General features: G+C 38.1%; 14 protein-coding genes. 8 read left to right on the top strand and 6 right to left on the bottom strand.

Annotated elements, in window-relative coordinates; genetic code table 11:
• Window positions 1-153: 153 nt before the first annotated feature.
• Window positions 154-2,319: a PTS transporter subunit IIBC gene (locus tag OS139_RS10625; RefSeq protein ID WP_002331930.1), complete on the top strand. Its 2,166-nt coding sequence runs from the start codon at window positions 154-156 to the stop codon at window positions 2,317-2,319.
• 549 nt (window positions 2,320-2,868) lie between these two features.
• Window positions 2,869-3,702 (top strand): endonuclease/exonuclease/phosphatase family protein, encoded by an 834-nt coding sequence (locus OS139_RS10630; RefSeq protein ID WP_002331929.1) that lies wholly within the window; start codon window positions 2,869-2,871, stop codon window positions 3,700-3,702.
• 103 nt (window positions 3,703-3,805) lie between these two features.
• On the opposite strand, the gene OS139_RS10635 is transcribed toward OS139_RS10630, so the two are convergent.
• Window positions 3,806-5,506 (bottom strand): hypothetical protein, encoded by a 1,701-nt coding sequence (locus OS139_RS10635; RefSeq protein ID WP_016628416.1) that lies wholly within the window; start codon window positions 5,504-5,506, stop codon window positions 3,806-3,808.
• Window positions 5,507-6,012: 506 nt separating this feature from the next.
• Between OS139_RS10635 and OS139_RS10640 the strand changes: the two genes are divergently transcribed.
• Window positions 6,013-7,173: a class C sortase gene (locus OS139_RS10640; RefSeq protein ID WP_002307920.1), complete on the top strand. Its 1,161-nt coding sequence runs from the start codon at window positions 6,013-6,015 to the stop codon at window positions 7,171-7,173.
• 15 nt (window positions 7,174-7,188) lie between these two features.
• Complete coding sequence (locus OS139_RS10645; RefSeq protein ID WP_002286361.1) at window positions 7,189-7,632, top strand: GNAT family N-acetyltransferase; 444 nt, start codon at window positions 7,189-7,191, stop codon at window positions 7,630-7,632.
• 485 nt (window positions 7,633-8,117) lie between these two features.
• Here OS139_RS10645 and OS139_RS10650 read toward each other — a convergent pair whose 3' ends face one another.
• On the bottom strand, window positions 8,118-8,648 hold the full coding sequence (locus OS139_RS10650; RefSeq protein WP_002286355.1) for a phenolic acid decarboxylase: 531 nt from the start codon (window positions 8,646-8,648) through the stop codon (window positions 8,118-8,120).
• A gap of 104 nt (window positions 8,649-8,752) precedes the next feature.
• Here OS139_RS10650 and OS139_RS10655 point away from each other — a divergent pair, with 104 nt between their 5' ends.
• Complete coding sequence (locus OS139_RS10655) at window positions 8,753-9,304, top strand: PadR family transcriptional regulator (RefSeq protein WP_325066914.1); 552 nt, start codon at window positions 8,753-8,755, stop codon at window positions 9,302-9,304.
• 152 nt (window positions 9,305-9,456) lie between these two features.
• Here the strand turns inward: OS139_RS10655 and OS139_RS10660 are convergent, their stop codons facing one another.
• On the bottom strand, window positions 9,457-9,930 hold the full coding sequence (locus OS139_RS10660) for a MerR family transcriptional regulator (RefSeq protein ID WP_002286344.1): 474 nt from the start codon (window positions 9,928-9,930) through the stop codon (window positions 9,457-9,459).
• Window positions 9,931-10,067: 137 nt separating this feature from the next.
• Here OS139_RS10660 and OS139_RS10665 point away from each other — a divergent pair, with 137 nt between their 5' ends.
• The 3 genes from OS139_RS10665 (at window position 10,068) to OS139_RS10675 (ending at window position 12,883) form a co-directional block, all read left to right on the top strand.
• Complete coding sequence (locus OS139_RS10665; protein ID WP_002293204.1) at window positions 10,068-11,540, top strand: MDR family MFS transporter; 1,473 nt, start codon at window positions 10,068-10,070, stop codon at window positions 11,538-11,540.
• Window positions 11,537-12,247 carry a DUF4811 domain-containing protein gene (locus tag OS139_RS10670; RefSeq protein ID WP_002286342.1) on the top strand — a complete coding sequence of 237 codons (711 nt, stop codon included), beginning with the start codon at window positions 11,537-11,539 and terminating at the stop codon, window positions 12,245-12,247. The genes OS139_RS10665 and OS139_RS10670 overlap by 4 nt, the downstream gene beginning before the upstream one ends.
• A gap of 351 nt (window positions 12,248-12,598) precedes the next feature.
• Complete coding sequence (locus tag OS139_RS10675) at window positions 12,599-12,883, top strand: DUF1905 domain-containing protein (protein ID WP_002286335.1); 285 nt, start codon at window positions 12,599-12,601, stop codon at window positions 12,881-12,883.
• A 280-nt stretch (window positions 12,884-13,163) separates the two neighbouring features.
• Here the strand turns inward: OS139_RS10675 and OS139_RS10680 are convergent, their stop codons facing one another.
• From OS139_RS10680 to OS139_RS10690, 3 genes are read right to left on the bottom strand one after another with little or no spacing between them, the layout of a single operon-like run.
• A complete protein-coding gene (locus OS139_RS10680; RefSeq protein WP_002286333.1) occupies window positions 13,164-13,583 on the bottom strand; it encodes a prenylated flavin chaperone LpdD in 420 nt (139 codons plus the stop codon).
• A 1-nt stretch (window position 13,584) separates the two neighbouring features.
• The gene (locus tag OS139_RS10685; RefSeq protein ID WP_002331925.1) at window positions 13,585-14,169 is read right to left on the bottom strand and encodes a UbiX family flavin prenyltransferase; all 585 of its coding nucleotides are present in this window, start codon (window positions 14,167-14,169) and stop codon (window positions 13,585-13,587) included.
• A gap of 46 nt (window positions 14,170-14,215) precedes the next feature.
• Window positions 14,216-15,691 (bottom strand): UbiD family decarboxylase, encoded by a 1,476-nt coding sequence (locus tag OS139_RS10690; protein WP_002331924.1) that lies wholly within the window; start codon window positions 15,689-15,691, stop codon window positions 14,216-14,218.
• Between the last annotated feature and the right edge of the window lie 124 nt (window positions 15,692-15,815).

The raw sequence follows: 15,815 nt of genomic DNA on the forward strand, positions 1-15,815 counted from the left end.
AATTTTTAGGAGAAAATTATAGAAGGGAACACACGCATTATAGGTTTTCTAGAATGGTATAGACAGAAAAATAAAAAATAAAGCATTTACAAAAAAGAAAACGCACGCTATAATACGTTTAACGAAACCGATTGCGTAAAGGAGCTAAACGGAATGAAAAAGATATTTAGTTTTGAGTTTTGGCAAAAATTTGGAAAGGCTTTAATGGTTGTGGTAGCAGTTATGCCGGCAGCTGGGTTGATGATCAGTATAGGGAAATCAATTCCCTTGATCAATCCTGATTGGACGCCGCTTGTCACAACGGGCGGAGTAATTGAAAATATTGGTTGGGCAATTATTGGTAATCTTCATATTTTATTTGCTTTAGCAATAGGAGGAAGTTGGGCAAAAGAAAGAGCAGGCGGAGCATTTGCAGCTGGGATCTCATTTATTTTGATCAATCGGATCACTGGGGCTATCTTTGGTGTCACAAGTGACATGCTTGCGAATGAAGATGCATTTACCCACACTCTGTTCGGTACGAAGATCATGGTTAAAGGATTTTTTACAAGTGTATTGGAAGCACCAGCTTTGAATATGGGAGTATTCGTAGGGATCATCGCTGGATTTGTCGGGGCAATGGCTTATAATAAGTACTATAATTATAGAAAATTGCCGGATGCTTTGTCATTTTTCAATGGAAAGCGCTTTGTTCCGTTTGTTGTTATCTTATGGTCAACAATCGTGGCATTGATTCTTGCTGTGGTGTGGCCAAACGTACAGGCTGGAATCAATAATTTTGGTTTATGGATCGCAGAATCACAAGAAAGCGCACCGATTCTAGCACCGTTTTTATTTGGAACATTAGAACGTTTACTATTGCCATTTGGATTGCATCATATGCTGACGATTCCTATCAACTATACACAGCTTGGCGGATCGTATGAGATTTTATCAGGCGCACAGGCGGGGACACAAGTATTTGGGCAAGATCCGTTATGGTTGGCTTGGGCCACTGATTTAGTGAATCTTAAAGGTGCAGGGGATATGTCGCAATATGAGTTTGTGTTGCATAACTGGACGCCGGCTCGTTTCAAAGTAGGACAAATGATTGGTTCTTCAGGTATCTTGATGGGAATGGCTTTTGCGATGTATCGTAATGTCGATCCTGATAAGAAAGCAAGATATAAATCAATGTATTTTTCAGCAGCGTTGGCTGTCTTTCTAACAGGTGTAACAGAACCATTGGAGTTCATGTTTATGTTTGCTGCTGTGCCATTATATGTCATTTATTCAGTGATCCAAGGGGCTGCATTTGCGATGGCAGATATCTTGCCATTGCGGGTCCATTCATTTGGGAATATCGAATTGCTGACTCGGACACCGTTAGCTATCAAAGCGGGTCTAGGTGGAGATCTTATCAACTTCGTGTTGTGTGTGATCGCTTTTGGTGTTGTTACGTATTTCTTAGCAAATTTCTTGATCAAAAAATTCAACTTTGCTACACCGGGACGTAACGGAAATTACGACAATGACAGTGAAGAAACCGTTGTATCTAACAGCGGAACAGGAACAGCAGATCAGCAAGTGGTCCAGATCATTCATTTGCTGGGAGGAAAAGAAAATATCAAAGATGTCGATGCTTGTATGACTCGGTTACGCGTAAGTGTAAATGATCGAGAAAAAGTAGGGACTGAAGAAGCCTGGAAACGAGCAGGGGCGATGGGATTGATCGTCAAAGACAATGGAGTCCAAGCAGTTTATGGACCAAAAGCAGATGTCTTGAAATCAGATATCGAAGATCTGCTGCAATCAGGAGCAGAGATTCCAGAGCCAGAAATGGTTTCTACAGGAAATGGACAAGCAGGTAGTAAGCAATACTTAGGTATAGAACAAGAACTAGTTTCCGCAGCTTCTGGAGAAGTGATTCCTTTATCTGAAGTAAAAGATCCGGTATTCTCACAAAAAATGATGGGTGACGGCTTTGCTGTTATTCCAACATCAAGAGAAGTTGTTGCGCCGATCGCTGGAAAAGTGACAAGTATTTTCCCAAGCAAACATGCAATTGGGCTGGAAACGAAAGATGGTATCGAAGTTTTGATCCATATGGGAATCGATACAGTCCAAATGAATCAGCCAGCTTTTGAGATTGCTGTCAAAGAAGGTCAAGAAATAGGAACAGGAACGAAATTAGCTGAGATGGATCTTGATGTGATCCAAAACGAAGAAAAAGATCCAACGATCATGATCGTATTTACAAACGATAAAGTAGAAGAAGTAGTGATCAAGCAATTAGGTACAGTGACAGCTGGTAAAGTGATCGGCTCCATTAAAATGTAAGGAGAGGTTGTGAAATCATTGTCCTGACCTGAGTATTAGAGAAACAAAACGAAAAAACAGCTTCTCGTATTTTGCCGTTTTTTGAACTAATACCGAAGGTCAGCTGATTGAACACCATTTATCGAGAGGTTGTGAAAAAGCTGTCCTGCATCAAGTAATAAGAACAGCCAAACAAAAATAGCTCCTCATATTTTTTGTTGGGTTGGGCTTATTACCGCAGATGCAAGCTTTTGAACACCGTTTAAGGAAGAGGTTGTGAAAACTGCGTTATGCATTGAGTAATAAGAGCGCTAGTCAGAAAATAGCTTTTCATATTTTCTAGGCTAGTGAGCTTATTACCGAGAAGCAGCAGTTTGAATACTGTTTAGTGGAGAGGTCGTGAAAAAGCTGCCCTGCACCAAGTGATAAAAACAGCCAAACAAAAAATAGCTCCTGGTCCATTGAGCTTATTACTGAGGAGTTAGCAGGAGAACACTATTTGCTGGAGAGGTTGTGACAAAAATTTTGTCACAACCCTTTTGTTTCGAAATGAAGACAAGGAGAAAACCAATGAAATTCATGACACTCAACACGCATAGCTGGCTTGAGCCAGAACCAGAGAAAAAATTGCAAGAATTAGCAGATAAGATCCTGTTAGAAGATTATGAAGTGATTGCTTTACAAGAAATCAACCAATTACTGGAATCTGAAGAAGTAGAACCTGCGAAGCTAATGAAGTTCTGTCCGGTAAAGAATCAAGTACCTATCCGTAAAGATAATTTTGCCTACCGTTTAGTTCAGCTTTTAAAGGAACACGGAAAAGAGTATTTTTGGAGTTGGGAAATGAGCCACATCGGTTATGATAAATATGAAGAAGGAAATGCACTGCTTGCGAAAAAAACATTGGAAAGTCAGGTCCTTACCGTCTCCCAATCTCAAAAGAAAGAAGATTATCAGACACGCAAGATCTTGATTGGGAAAACAAAGATAGATGATCAGGACATTTTTGTCTCGAGCTGCCACTTTTCTTGGTGGACAGATAAAAAAAGTGGCTTTTATTTTGAGTGGAAAAACTTGGAAAACTACTTTTTGGAAACTTGCGTACCACTTTTTTTCCTAGGTGATTTCAATAATCCAGTAGACTCTCAAGGTTATTATACTGTAAGAGAAAGTTGCCTTCTTCTTCAAGATTCGTATGTTGTCGCGAATGAAAAAGGAAAAGCAGCTACTGTGGAAAAGAAAATCGATGGTTGGGAACAAAATACAGAAAAATTGCGTATAGATTTTATTTTCGTCTCTGAAGGAATGAAGGTTAAAAAATATCAACGGATTTTTGATGGGATCGATAGTCCAATCATCAGTGATCACTACGGGGTGGAAATCGAATTAGATGTGAACGAATAAAAAATATAACATATAACATAAAAAAACTGATTAAAATAAAACTCTCCAAACGATTATACCGTTTGGAGAGTTTTTTTTGATCGGATGCATTTATCCCTTTTGCCTAAGCACGTAAATGCTTGTATCTATGATAAATAAATAAACATAGCAAGGTAAACCAGCCAATCAAAGTAAGAGAAAGAATGAAATAGAAATAGATTGGCGTTTGATAATGAAGCGTGAGCTCGTTGATTCCTTTTTGCTGCTTCACGATTGGGGTCCCGATATCTGTTACTTCATAATCAGTCAATGTTTTTCCATTTTGCTGTAGCACAGTCCGATCGTAGACGATAACAGGGATATGAACAGTTTTGTCCCCAGTGTTTTTCCACTTGATTGTCAAAAGACCGCCTGGATGTGTTTTTATAAAAGTTGTTTCGTTTTCTAGTATTTCTTCGTTATACCGGTCGTATTTATTGTCTTTTGTCTCCTTATAGATTGGCAGATAGTCAGGTGTGGTTTTTTGGAAAACGAACAAGCTGGTAGACATATCTTTGCTGAAGAATGTTTTCCTTGCTTCTTCCGGCGTATCGAATAGATAAGTATGTCGACTGACAAATGTTTCATTTTCCCACTTTTCCAGATGCTGGTATAAGTTCTGGATCGTCTGTGCTGAAAAAATAAGAATGCCAAATATACTTAAAAGACGGAACCACTTTTGTTCAGACCACTGGTTCAGTGAAAGGGCAAGGTAAAGTAGAAGCAATAGCGTAAATGGCACGAAAAATCGAAATGGAAACTGGATCAAACTAATAAAAGGCACATTTTTTTCGATCAATGTCGTCCATGGAATCAAGCTAGTAGAAAGAAAAAAGAAAACAAGACTTGTGTACAACACGATTTTTTGGAATAAGGTGTTCTTTTGTTGAAAGAAAATAAAAAGCAAAAAACCTGATAATATCAATATAGGAAAGGCCTTAGGGTAATGGAGCCAATAACTGCCATCCAGATCTATCGCCTTTTGACTCATTTCTCTGTTAACAAAGGGAGGAAGAATCTTATTCCCACTGTAAACAATAGCTAATCCTGCCCAAATATTTGCTGTCAGAACAAAATAAAGCAAGACCGACTTAATCAGTTGAAGCAGTGCTTTTCCTTTTTCAGTCTGGTTAAAAAAGTAATAAAGATAAAAAGGGATATACATCAAAGCTAACATGATCGAAGACAGTAAATGGATCTGTGTCATAAGTCCCACTGAGACAGCGACTTTGATAACAGGAAACTTTTTATGAAGGACGAAATCAGCAATAGGGATCATACATAAAGGATAAAAACAAGTCCCCCAGCTAGTGAATCCTTGGTTGATAGACCAGTATTGAATAGAATACGTACTCATGAATAAAACGGCTACTGGTACACTTACCCAATTTCGAATATTGACATATCTCAGTAAAATCAGCATAGAAAATCCTGAAATAAGATAAAGAATGAAATTTGAAAGAATTTGATAATGAAACCAGCTACCTGCAAGCAACACGATCAATCCTTGTAAATAAGCGAAAAATGGGCCGTAAACGGCATTCACGATCCTGCCACTTTGCTGGAATCCATAAAGGGAAGGAAAATAATGGAAATCCCCATATTTAATTTGTTGCGCGGCATCATAGAACCGATTGTAATGGAATGGGGCATCAGCACCCAAAATTAGTTTATGTGTGAATAAATGAGGCATGAGAAATGCCAAAGCAATGAAAAAAATTGCTAAAAATGGGCCATATTTTTTCAATTGTCGAACTCCTTTGCAAACTTTAGATAAATTCATCATATATCCTATGCGAGAGGTAGGCAAGAAATTAGAAAATTCATGAAAATATTTATGAATTTTACAAGAAAAACATAAGTGAAAGTTCTAAGGAGAGAGGATGCGACATAAGTTTTGTTGCATCTCCTTGTTTTGAAACAGAATTTTTCTTAATACTCGAAACAAAGTAGCTTTTTCATGACCTTTCGGTAAACGGTGTTCAATCAGCTGCTTCTCGGTAATAAGCTCACTAGCCTAGAAAATATGAGAAGCTATTTTCTGACTAGCGCTCTTATTACTCAAAGCATAACGCAGTTTTCACAACCTCTTCCTTAAACGGTGTTCAAAAGCTTGCATCTGCGGTAATAAGCCCAACCCAACAAAAAATATGAGTAGCTATTTTTTTTGGCTGTACTTATTACTTGATGTAGGACAGCTTTTTCACAACCTCATCGGCTTTCATTTTCTATTTTTTTCCTGAACCCATATAATAAAAGAAAGAACAAAAAAACTTGCAAGGGAGGACACATGTGAAGCAGAGTAAGCAAAAACAGTCTCGTCGACTTTTGTTTCGTTTGTTTTTATTAATATGTATCGTCGTAGGGTTACTGATCGCTTTATATCCATTTTATGTGGATTCTTTAAATAGTTTTATTGATCAAAAACGTATCGAACAAGTACAAAAACGGACCGCAGCTGAAATTGAAGTGCAGCGAAAGAAAATGGAGGAGAAAAACCAACGATTAACTGACCAAGGATTCAATCCTGGTACTGATCCTTTCAATGAAAAGAACAGAAATGAAAGTACAACATCCAGCCAATTAGAGGAATGGCTGATCGGAAGTATCAATATACCTAAGATCCAATTAAATATTTCACTTTATGATCGGCTCAATGGTAGGATCCTTGAAAATGGAGCAGGCGTCTTGCAAGGAACCTCTTTCCCGCTTGGTGGAAATTCGACGCATTCAGTGATCTCTGCTCACAGCGGTTTACCTAATCGACGGTTATTTACCGAATTAGATCGTTTAGAAAACGGAGACACGTTTATTTTGACTGTTTTGGGGGAGAAATTGGCTTATCAAGTTAAAAATATACAAGTGGTACTGCCAGATGACACGTCTGTTCTAACGATTGCAGAAGGAGAAGACTTAGTTACCTTGCTTACATGTACGCCGTATATGATCAACACGCATCGTTTGCTAGTGACAGGACATCGGATTCCTTATAACGAATCGGTAAAAAAAGAAGAAGGAAAAGGAAATCAGGAAAGAACCATGCGGCAATGGTTTATTCTTGCAGGAACGATAATAGCTGTAGTCATACTGTTAGTGTTTATCGGACGACTAATCTATCAGTATAGATTAAGTAAAAAAGTGCTTGATTTTTCATTTATTATTAGTGATTCGTCAGGGAAACCGGTAAATGGTAGTTCATTCATTTTGAAACATAAGAAAAAAACACTTACTAGAAATGGTGTGCCGTTTTCAGTACAAAGCGACCATCATGGGAAAGTCAAGCTGGATCAATTGCCTGGTGGAACTTATCGAATCGTTTCAGCTGATGATCCTAAAGTTGCTGTTTCTTTTGGTATTAGAAAAGTAAAACAAGAGAAGATATACTTTTTTGAGGGGCGAAAACTTGTAAAAGAGCTTCAAAAAAATGGTTTTTATTTTAAAATCAATGAATAAGTAAGGAGAGAAAAAATGATCCGCACAACAACAAAATTGTCTGCCAAAGAGCTGGAATCTGTTCTATCGATTTGGCTACATGCTAACTTGGATTCTCATGAATTCATTCCATCAACTTATTGGGAGAATCAAGTAGAATCTGTTAGGAAAGCTTTACCAGATGCAGTGATTTACTTAGCAGAAATAGATCAAGAAATTATTGGTTTTGCTGGGGTGATTGATCAGTTTATCGCAGGAATCTTTGTGAAAAGGGAATACCGGCAACAAAGAATCGGTACGCAACTAATGAAAAAAATAAAAGAAACCAATAAAACACTGACTTTGACAGTCTATCAAAAAAATCAATCAGCTATTCATTTCTATCTTTCACAAGGTTTTACAATTCAAACACAGCAAAAAGATGAAGCAGTAAATGAGGAGGAACTTGTGATGAAATGGAATCAAAACGCTGATTTTTGATGAACAGAATAACGAAATAATGCTCCCAGCCTAATTTTTTGCTGGGAGCATTATTTCATTTTGAAGTCACTAATTTAACTGTGTGAATATGCAGTTGTTACGACCTTTGATAAACAGTGTTCAAAAGCTTGCATCTGCGGTAATAAGCCCAACCAAACACAAAATATGGGGAGCTATTTTTATTTGGCTGTTCTTATTACTTGATGCAGAACAGCTTTTTCACAACCTCTGATTCACGGTGTTCCAAAAGTAGCTTCTTCGGAAATAAGCCGAAATTTTACAAAAATTTGAGAAGCAATTTCCGTAAATTCCTTCTTATTTCTTGAAGCTGACCACTTCTGTCACAACCTCTTTCTTAAACGGTGTTCAATCAGCTGACCCTCGGTATTAGCTCAAAAAACGGCAAAATATGAGGAACTATTTTTCCGTTTCTTTCTCTAATACTCAGGTCAGAACGCTGATTTCACAACCTCTCTTTCACAACCTTATTTTACTCGTTTATAATTTTCATCGAAATATTTTCCGCTACGGATATCATCTGGCATTCCATCATATGGTTCTTCGCTAATAACATCTTCATTATCTATACCTGCATCACCCATATAAGTGATCGTAGCAAATTCAGGAACAAGTAATTTTGGATAAGTTTCATATTTTTCACGTGCTGCTTCCATTTCTGCGATATGTTCGTTTTGGAAAGTAACAGTGATTTCTGGATGTTCTTCAACCCATTTAGGGAAAAAGATCATTCCGTGAAGTTTCTTTTCATTTGGCATAAAGTCCAATGCAACGTCTGTCCCTGTTGGCTCTGTCCAAGTGATTTTGAATACGCCGTCCGTCAATTTAACGATATCAGCTTCTTGGTCTTTTACCCAACGGCCTTTGACCATTCCGCCATGGATACGGTAATCAACAGTATGGTCATTTTTGGCATACCATTCATATTCCCAACCATTGTCATACGTATAGATAAAGTGAGTTCCAATAAAATCTTCCAATTCTTTAAATTCTTTCATGTTTAAGCATCTCCTTATAAATTAAAACATGTAATAAACTACATGTTTTCGATTACTCATTTATGATAGAATGGATTTAAAGATTTGTCAAGGAGGGAAAACTGATGGCAAGAAAAAATACACTTCGATATATTTTGTTAGGGTTATTAAGTAAGAAGAAGATGACAGGATATGAATTGAATCAATCGTTCAAAAATGAAATAGGAGAATTTTGGCAAGTAAAACATAGTCAGATTTATCCTGAACTTGCAAAAATGGAAGAGCAAGGAATCATTCAGCATCAAGTAGAGATCACAGGTGAAAAATTGGAAAAGAAAGTTTATGAATTAACAGAAGAAGGGAAGGAACAATTGGCAGAGTGGATTCATACACCCACCAATGAACTACCGGTTAATCGAGACGAATTTGTTCTGAAATTGTATTTCGTCAAAGACGTGAATGATCCGGCATTAGTAGAAATTATTCAGCAGCAGCGTGACCTTCATGAAGAAAAACGACTTCATCTATTAGAGCGAAAAAAAACGATCTTTCCTACTGAAAAAGAAAAACATGAAAATTACGGACACTACCTGATTTTAGCGCATGCGATCAATCGGGAAACAGAATATGCAAATTGGCTAACAGATGTATTAGAAGAAAGTAACCGAAAAAAATAAAAAAATATCCGAACAGTGATGGAGAATTCCTTTCTATATGAAAGAAACGCAGATCACCGTTCGGATATTCTTATGTTCAAACAGGCCTTTTTTCAAGTATTTATGTAGCATCTACTTATTAAAAAGCTTGGTACTTAGGAGATTAGTGGCGTTTAGAGTTCTTTTAACAACTGTTCGTAGTCAGCTTTTTCATCGACAGGAAGGAGCTTGTAAGTTAATTCGTCTGTCTCGTTGTCATGAATGATGTACATCTTAGCATTCTCTTCTTTGAAGTTACCGATTTGTAAAATCGTATAGCGTTCGTCGATCAATTCGATATCTTTGATTGCTTTTGAAAAAACTTTACGGACATGGTGCATTTTCTTTTGGCGGATTTCTGCCTTTTCTGCAGCTTTTGACAAAGTAAATCCGTCATCTAAATATTTTTTGATCAGTTCTACTTTTATGACTGTAGGTAAACGATATTTTCTAGGACAATTCGCATCAGCTTCGATCGAACGAATGAATCCCTTTTGTTCCCAATACCTTAATTGACGTGGAGACACACCTACGATATCACTTAATTCACTGATGCCAACAACCAATTGATCATTTTCCAACAAACGTTTAAGGGAAGCCCCAACCATTTTTGTCACTCCTTTTGTCCTCTTGCTTCCCTTAATTATATCCGTATTAACTTATGTGTCAAGTAGGTTGACAAATAGCGAATTTAGGACTAAAGTATTCTAGTAGTTTCAGAAAAAATTCAGAAAGAAGGAGAAATATGAGTAACAACCAACCCGTAGATATTTACGGAAAACCATATAATCGGACACTTTTAGTTGTTGTCTTATTAATTGGTACATTTTGTACCGTTTTGAATCAGACCTTATTGACGACAGCTTTTCCTACATTGATGAAAGCTTTCGATATTTCAGCGTCTGATGTGCAATGGTTAACGACTGGTTTCTTGCTAGTCAACGGGATCATGATCCCAATAACAGCATGGCTGATCAATAAATTCAGTTCAAGAAATTTATATCTTTCTGCCATGACGATCTTTTTGATCGGAACAATTACTTGCTTTACAGCACCTAATTTTAGTACATTACTAATCGGTCGCTTGATCCAAGCTTGCGGTGTGGGAGTATCGATGCCATTATTGCAAAATATCATGCTATCTATTTTCCCGCCAGAAAAAAGAGGATCAGCAATGGGGATGTCAGGGATCGTTATTGGACTTGCTCCTGCTTTAGGCCCTACATTATCTGGTTATATCATTGATAACTACCATTGGCGTGACTTGTTTGGTATGGTACTGCCAATCGTTGTTCTTGTCTTGGTTTTAGCATTCTTCCTAATGAAAAGTGTTATTCCATTGTCAAATCCTAGCATTGATATTTTATCCGCTATTTTATCAACGATTGGATTCGGTAGTTTACTTTACGGATTTTCTAGTGTAGGAGATGACGGCTGGGGAAGCTTGAAAGTAATTGGTTTCTTAGTTGTTGGTGTGATTTTCATCGCCTTGTTCTCATGGCGTCAATTACATTTGGAACATCCATTCTTGGAACTTCGCGTATTCAAATCATCTACATTCACGATTGCCGCTGTTTTAGCTGGTGTAACAAATATGGCGATGGTAGGGGCAGAAATGGTCGTACCATTGTATATTCAAAATATTCGTGGAGAATCAGCATTCCATTCTGGCTTGATGTTGTTGCCGGGTGCATTGATCATGGGGGCTATGATGCCTGTTACGGGTGCGATTTTCGATAAATATGGCGCGAAACGTTTAGCCATCACAGGGATGTTCATTTTGACAGCCGCAACTGCACCATTTGCTTTCTTGACAAAAACGACTCCAGTTTTATATATCGTGATCCTTTATGCGATCCGTATGTTTGGGATCTCCATGGTCATGATGCCGGTAACGACTTCTGGTATGAATGCATTGCCAAATAACTTGATCAGTCACGGGACAGCGGTAAATAATACATTCCGTCAAATCGCAAGCTCGATTGGTACAGCTATTTTGATCAGTGTGTTGACGAATGTGACAAAAGCAAATATCCCAAGCAAATCTGTATTGGATAATACACCATTAGCTTATAAAGATCAGGCAATCAATGCCACACTGTCAGGTTACCATGCCGCGTTTATCGTAGCGATCATCTTTGGGATCCTTGGCTTTATTATTGCCTTTTTATTGAAGAAAAAAGAACCTGTTCTAACGAAAGCGGGGGATAATGCATGATTATTGGAGTTTTGATTGTCAGCTTGCTTGCTTTTGCTTTAACGAACGTGTTCGCTAAAAAAACATGGCAAACCTTTTTATCTTTGATTTTCGGACTAATCTTCGTCGCTTCACTAAGTTTGATCGTCGCTAATTTGTCCAATCACTTTGGAATGGAAAAAGTAACGGAAACAAAAACAGAAAAAATTGTTTCCAGTGCTGATTCCCAAGGAGCAGATATGCTTTTGTATAAAGCTTTAGGGAATGGAAAAGAAAAAGTGTATCTTTACCGAACAAATGAAAAACAAGAAAAACCAAAAGCAACTGGTACGGATAACGAAACAAATAAAGTAGAAAAGACAGACGGCGATGCTGAAAAAGTGACGAAAACTACTTATTGGGAATACAAAAACGACATGTATAAATTCTGGTTCAATATTGCTGATAACAATCACGAATATGACAGCCGAGTGAATACATTCAAAATCCCAGAGACATGGGTAGAATTAAGTACGGACCAAGCAGCCAAGTTAGCTGAATTAGTGAAGAAACAGCAAAGTACGATGGAAAGTGAAGCAAAAGCTTATGTTCAAGACGGTATGGTAAAAGCAATGACTGAAAATCCAAAAATGAGCAAAGCAGAGCAAGAACAACGTACGAAAGCCTTAGCTGCTGAATTCCAACAACAAGCATTCGCAAAATTAGTGAAAGAAGCAAAAGGCGAATAATATTTTGAACACCATGTAGGAGGTTGTGAAAAAGCTGCTCTGCATCAAGCAGTAAGAACAATCAGATAAAAATAGCACTCCATATTTTTCATCTGATTGGGCTTAGTGCCGTAGATGCAAGCTTTTGAACACCGTTTAAGGAAGAGGTTGTGAGCCTGCCGTTTAACTCTGAGTCACAAGGAGCAATTTCAAAAAACAGCTTCTCATGTTTGTTGAATATTGTGACTTGTGACCGAGGAGTTGGCAGGAGAACACCGTTTATTCGAAAAAAGGAACTGCGACAAGACTTTTGTCACAGTTCCTTCTTTTTTTTGCTATGCTATACTAGATGTAAAAAATAGGAGAAATAAAATGAGGGAAATTTATTCTTTTGAATCAAAAATCTATGCTTCCGAAGTCGGCAAGGGCGGGGCATATATTATTTTTCCGTATGATATAAGAAAAGAATTCGGTGCTGGAAGAGTTAAAGTCCAAGCAACTTTTGACAATGTGCCGTATGAAGGCAGTATCGTGAATATGGGTGTGAAAAATCCAGATGGTTCAGTCTGCTACATCCTTGGACTACGAAAAGATATTCGTAAAAACATCGGTAAAGAAATCGGTGATATTGTAGCAGTTACAGTGAAGCAAAAATAAAAGAGGTTGTGACAAAAGACGTGTCACAACCTCTTGATAAACGGTGTTCAAAAGCCAGTTTCTCGGTAGTAAGTCAAATTTATGCAAAAATGTGGAAACCCATGTTTACAAAATTTTTCTTACTACTCGAAACGAAGCGGCTTTATCACAACCTCTTGATAAACGGCGTTCAATCAGCTGTCCCTCGGTATTAGCTCAAAAACGGCAAAATATGAGAAGCTATTTTTCCATTTTTTTCTCTCATACTCAGGTCATAACGCTGATTTCACAACCTCTTCTTTCATAATGGTTTTTCACCATCTTTATAATAAACTGGTTCTTTGATATGGAAATCTATTTTTTCCAACCAATCTAAAATCTTGTAACCTAACTCTTCTGACATCGGAAAAGAGGCGTTGATTTGTGCATTGGAGATATGGTCAACATGGATACCGGAAGTGATCGTACAACTTCCCGGAACGGCAGTTTTGATGATCACAGCTATTTTTTCGGCTAAGACATCGTCTTTATGGAACCGACCATCGTGGCTAGGGAAACGTACAGTTTGCATCTCTGTATCACGAGAAAATGTAGTGACTGTTCCGATATGTGGTGTATCTCCGCCTGTTAAAGTGATCAATAAGTCTTTACCGATTACTTTAACAGCAGCTTGGATCGTGAAACCTAGTTTGGTTACTTCAACTATCGTTTCTTTTTCCATATTAATCACCCTGCCAACGTTTTGAATGCTCATTTACAATTCCAAATTGATCCAAAAGTTTCATTGTATGGTGATTAACAAGATCTTGGATCGTTTGAGGCTGATTATAAAAAGCAGGAATTGGTGGTATGATTTGCACACCTAGTCGTGCTAATTTAGTCAAGTTTTCCAAGTGAATGGCATTTAATGGCGTTTCACGAGGAACAATGACTAACTTTCGTTGCTCCTTCATTGTTACATCAGCAGCACGTGCAATCAGGTTGTCGCCTAAACCAACAGAGATACCTGCGACTGTTTTCATACTTGCCGGTACGATGATCATTCCATCGGTCAAAAATGATCCGCTGGCGACAGCAGCACCTAAATCTTTGTTTGAATAATGGTAATCAAACAGGCTTTCGAATTCAGTTAGTGATAAGTCGGATTCCAGCTTTAAGTTCTGTTTTGCCCATGGACTGATGATTCCGTGTGTTTCTACCATCGGATATTCTTTTAGTTTCTTCACTAGGTTGATGGCATAAATGGTGCCTGAAGCGCCACTTACACCAATCACGATTTTTTTCTTCCGTTGTGCCAATTGTTCCATTTTCCGCACTCCTTTTTATGATGTCAAAACAGTTGCAGATCATTCATTATTTCAAATATTTTTCCCAATCTTCTACTTCTTGGAATTTTGCACGTACAAAATGTTCTTTCATATCGAAAGGAACTGTACCGTCAAAGATAGTTTTTGCACTCATCCCACGGAAACGAATAGAGCCAGGATTATATTCTGGTAATTCTGATGGGTCCAATGGATGGTTCCTCATTCCTGGGATCACGATGATATCTTTATCTCCTTGGAAACGAGTGTTGAAAGTCCAAACTACATCGTTCATGTCGAAAATATCAACATCTTCATCGACTAAAATGACTGTCTTCAATTCTTTGAAGGCTGATAAAGCAAGAATAGCTGCTTGACGCTGAATACCTTCATCCGCTTCGTTTTCTTTACGGATTTGCATGATGGTCATCAATTTACCACCACCTGCAGGAGGATTGTAGACATTTACTACTTTTCCTGGAATAGCTTTATCGACCAAGGCAAGAATACTTGCTTCTGTAGGAATACCGGCCATAGATACGTGTTCTTCACTGGGACCAATCGTTGTTTGCATGATTGGATTGTCTTTTCGGTGAGTAACTGCTTTGACTTTCACTACTTGTACAGCTGGATTAGCATCCCCAGTATAGCCAGGAAATTCTGGCATTGCTTTTCCTGAGTTCGTGTTGATATCTTCTTGCATTGTTTCATTTGGCATGATTTCTGCTTCAATGATGAATTCAGCACGAGCAATACCCACTTCATCGACTGCTATACCATCAACGATTTGAATAGGTTCGTTACGCAAAGCTCCTGCACACCATAGTTCATGGTAGCCAAGTGGAGTGGTAGGTGGTTCGAAAGTCGTGCCAATGGCAATTGCTGGATCTAAACCAATATTGATAGTGATAGGCATTGGTTTATTCAAGGCTTCGAATTGTTTTTGGAAGTGACCAATGTGGCGTCCGCCAGGCATGATGTACATACCGATCGTATCTTTATCTTCTAGAACCATACGATGGATCGTTACATCGCTCATTGTTTTTTCTGGATCTGATCCTAAGACTACACCCATTGTGATGTATGGACCAGCATCTTCAGGAGTATTTGTAGGTGCAGGCAAAATGTTGCGAATATCGAAGTCTGCATCGGTAGCTAGATGAACGACTTCTTGTGCTGGAGCGTCTGCTTTGTCTACTTTCACAGGTTTGATTGGATTTTCTACAGCGTCTTTCAAGAAACGACCAAGTGTTCGATAATCATGGTGCAAAATTTCACCTACACGTTTACGACTAGCCATTGTTCCGATGTTCACACGTGTGCCGGGGAAACCTTTGATATTGTTGAAAGTCATAGCTGGTCCTTCTTGAGTCGGACGTTTTACTGTACCGCCAGCACCGATATAACGGTAAACACCAGATAATTCTGCTTCAGGATCGATTTCAATATCTGTTTCGTGATATTGACCTGGAAGTGTTTTTAGTTCTTCGATGACTTTTCTTAAATCATACGGTTGATCTGTCATGAGAGATTCCTCCTTAGTTGTCTTTACCTATCTATAGTAAAAGGTGAAAAAGAGGAAAACAATTCAACTTGTTCGGTAAAGTATTCTACAATGGAATGGATGCGTTTTTTTGATAATAGAATAA

It is taken from the genome of Enterococcus sp. E4-223, from assembly GCF_035727065.1.
Lineage (GTDB): Bacteria > Bacillota > Bacilli > Lactobacillales > Enterococcaceae > Enterococcus_B > Enterococcus_B faecium.

What these genes read in the sequence shown, in the direction of transcription:
- OS139_RS10625 (WP_002331930.1), top strand. Translation starts at nt 154, where the DNA reads ATGAAAAAGATATTTAGTTTTGAGTTTTGGCAAAAATTTGGAAAGGCT.
- OS139_RS10630 (WP_002331929.1), top strand. Translation starts at nt 2,869, where the DNA reads ATGAAATTCATGACACTCAACACGCATAGCTGGCTTGAGCCAGAACCA.
- OS139_RS10635 (WP_016628416.1), bottom strand. Translation starts at nt 5,506, where the DNA reads ATGATGAATTTATCTAAAGTTTGCAAAGGAGTTCGACAATTGAAAAAA.
- OS139_RS10645 (WP_002286361.1), top strand. Translation starts at nt 7,189, where the DNA reads ATGATCCGCACAACAACAAAATTGTCTGCCAAAGAGCTGGAATCTGTT.
- OS139_RS10650 (WP_002286355.1), bottom strand. Translation starts at nt 8,648, where the DNA reads ATGAAAGAATTTAAAGAATTGGAAGATTTTATTGGAACTCACTTTATC.
- OS139_RS10655 (WP_325066914.1), top strand. Translation starts at nt 8,753, where the DNA reads ATGGCAAGAAAAAATACACTTCGATATATTTTGTTAGGGTTATTAAGT.
- OS139_RS10660 (WP_002286344.1), bottom strand. Translation starts at nt 9,930, where the DNA reads ATGGTTGGGGCTTCCCTTAAACGTTTGTTGGAAAATGATCAATTGGTT.
- OS139_RS10665 (WP_002293204.1), top strand. Translation starts at nt 10,068, where the DNA reads ATGAGTAACAACCAACCCGTAGATATTTACGGAAAACCATATAATCGG.
- OS139_RS10670 (WP_002286342.1), top strand. Translation starts at nt 11,537, where the DNA reads ATGATTATTGGAGTTTTGATTGTCAGCTTGCTTGCTTTTGCTTTAACG.
- OS139_RS10675 (WP_002286335.1), top strand. Translation starts at nt 12,599, where the DNA reads ATGAGGGAAATTTATTCTTTTGAATCAAAAATCTATGCTTCCGAAGTC.
- OS139_RS10680 (WP_002286333.1), bottom strand. Translation starts at nt 13,583, where the DNA reads ATGGAAAAAGAAACGATAGTTGAAGTAACCAAACTAGGTTTCACGATC.
- OS139_RS10685 (WP_002331925.1), bottom strand. Translation starts at nt 14,169, where the DNA reads ATGGAACAATTGGCACAACGGAAGAAAAAAATCGTGATTGGTGTAAGT.
- OS139_RS10690 (WP_002331924.1), bottom strand. Translation starts at nt 15,691, where the DNA reads ATGACAGATCAACCGTATGATTTAAGAAAAGTCATCGAAGAACTAAAA.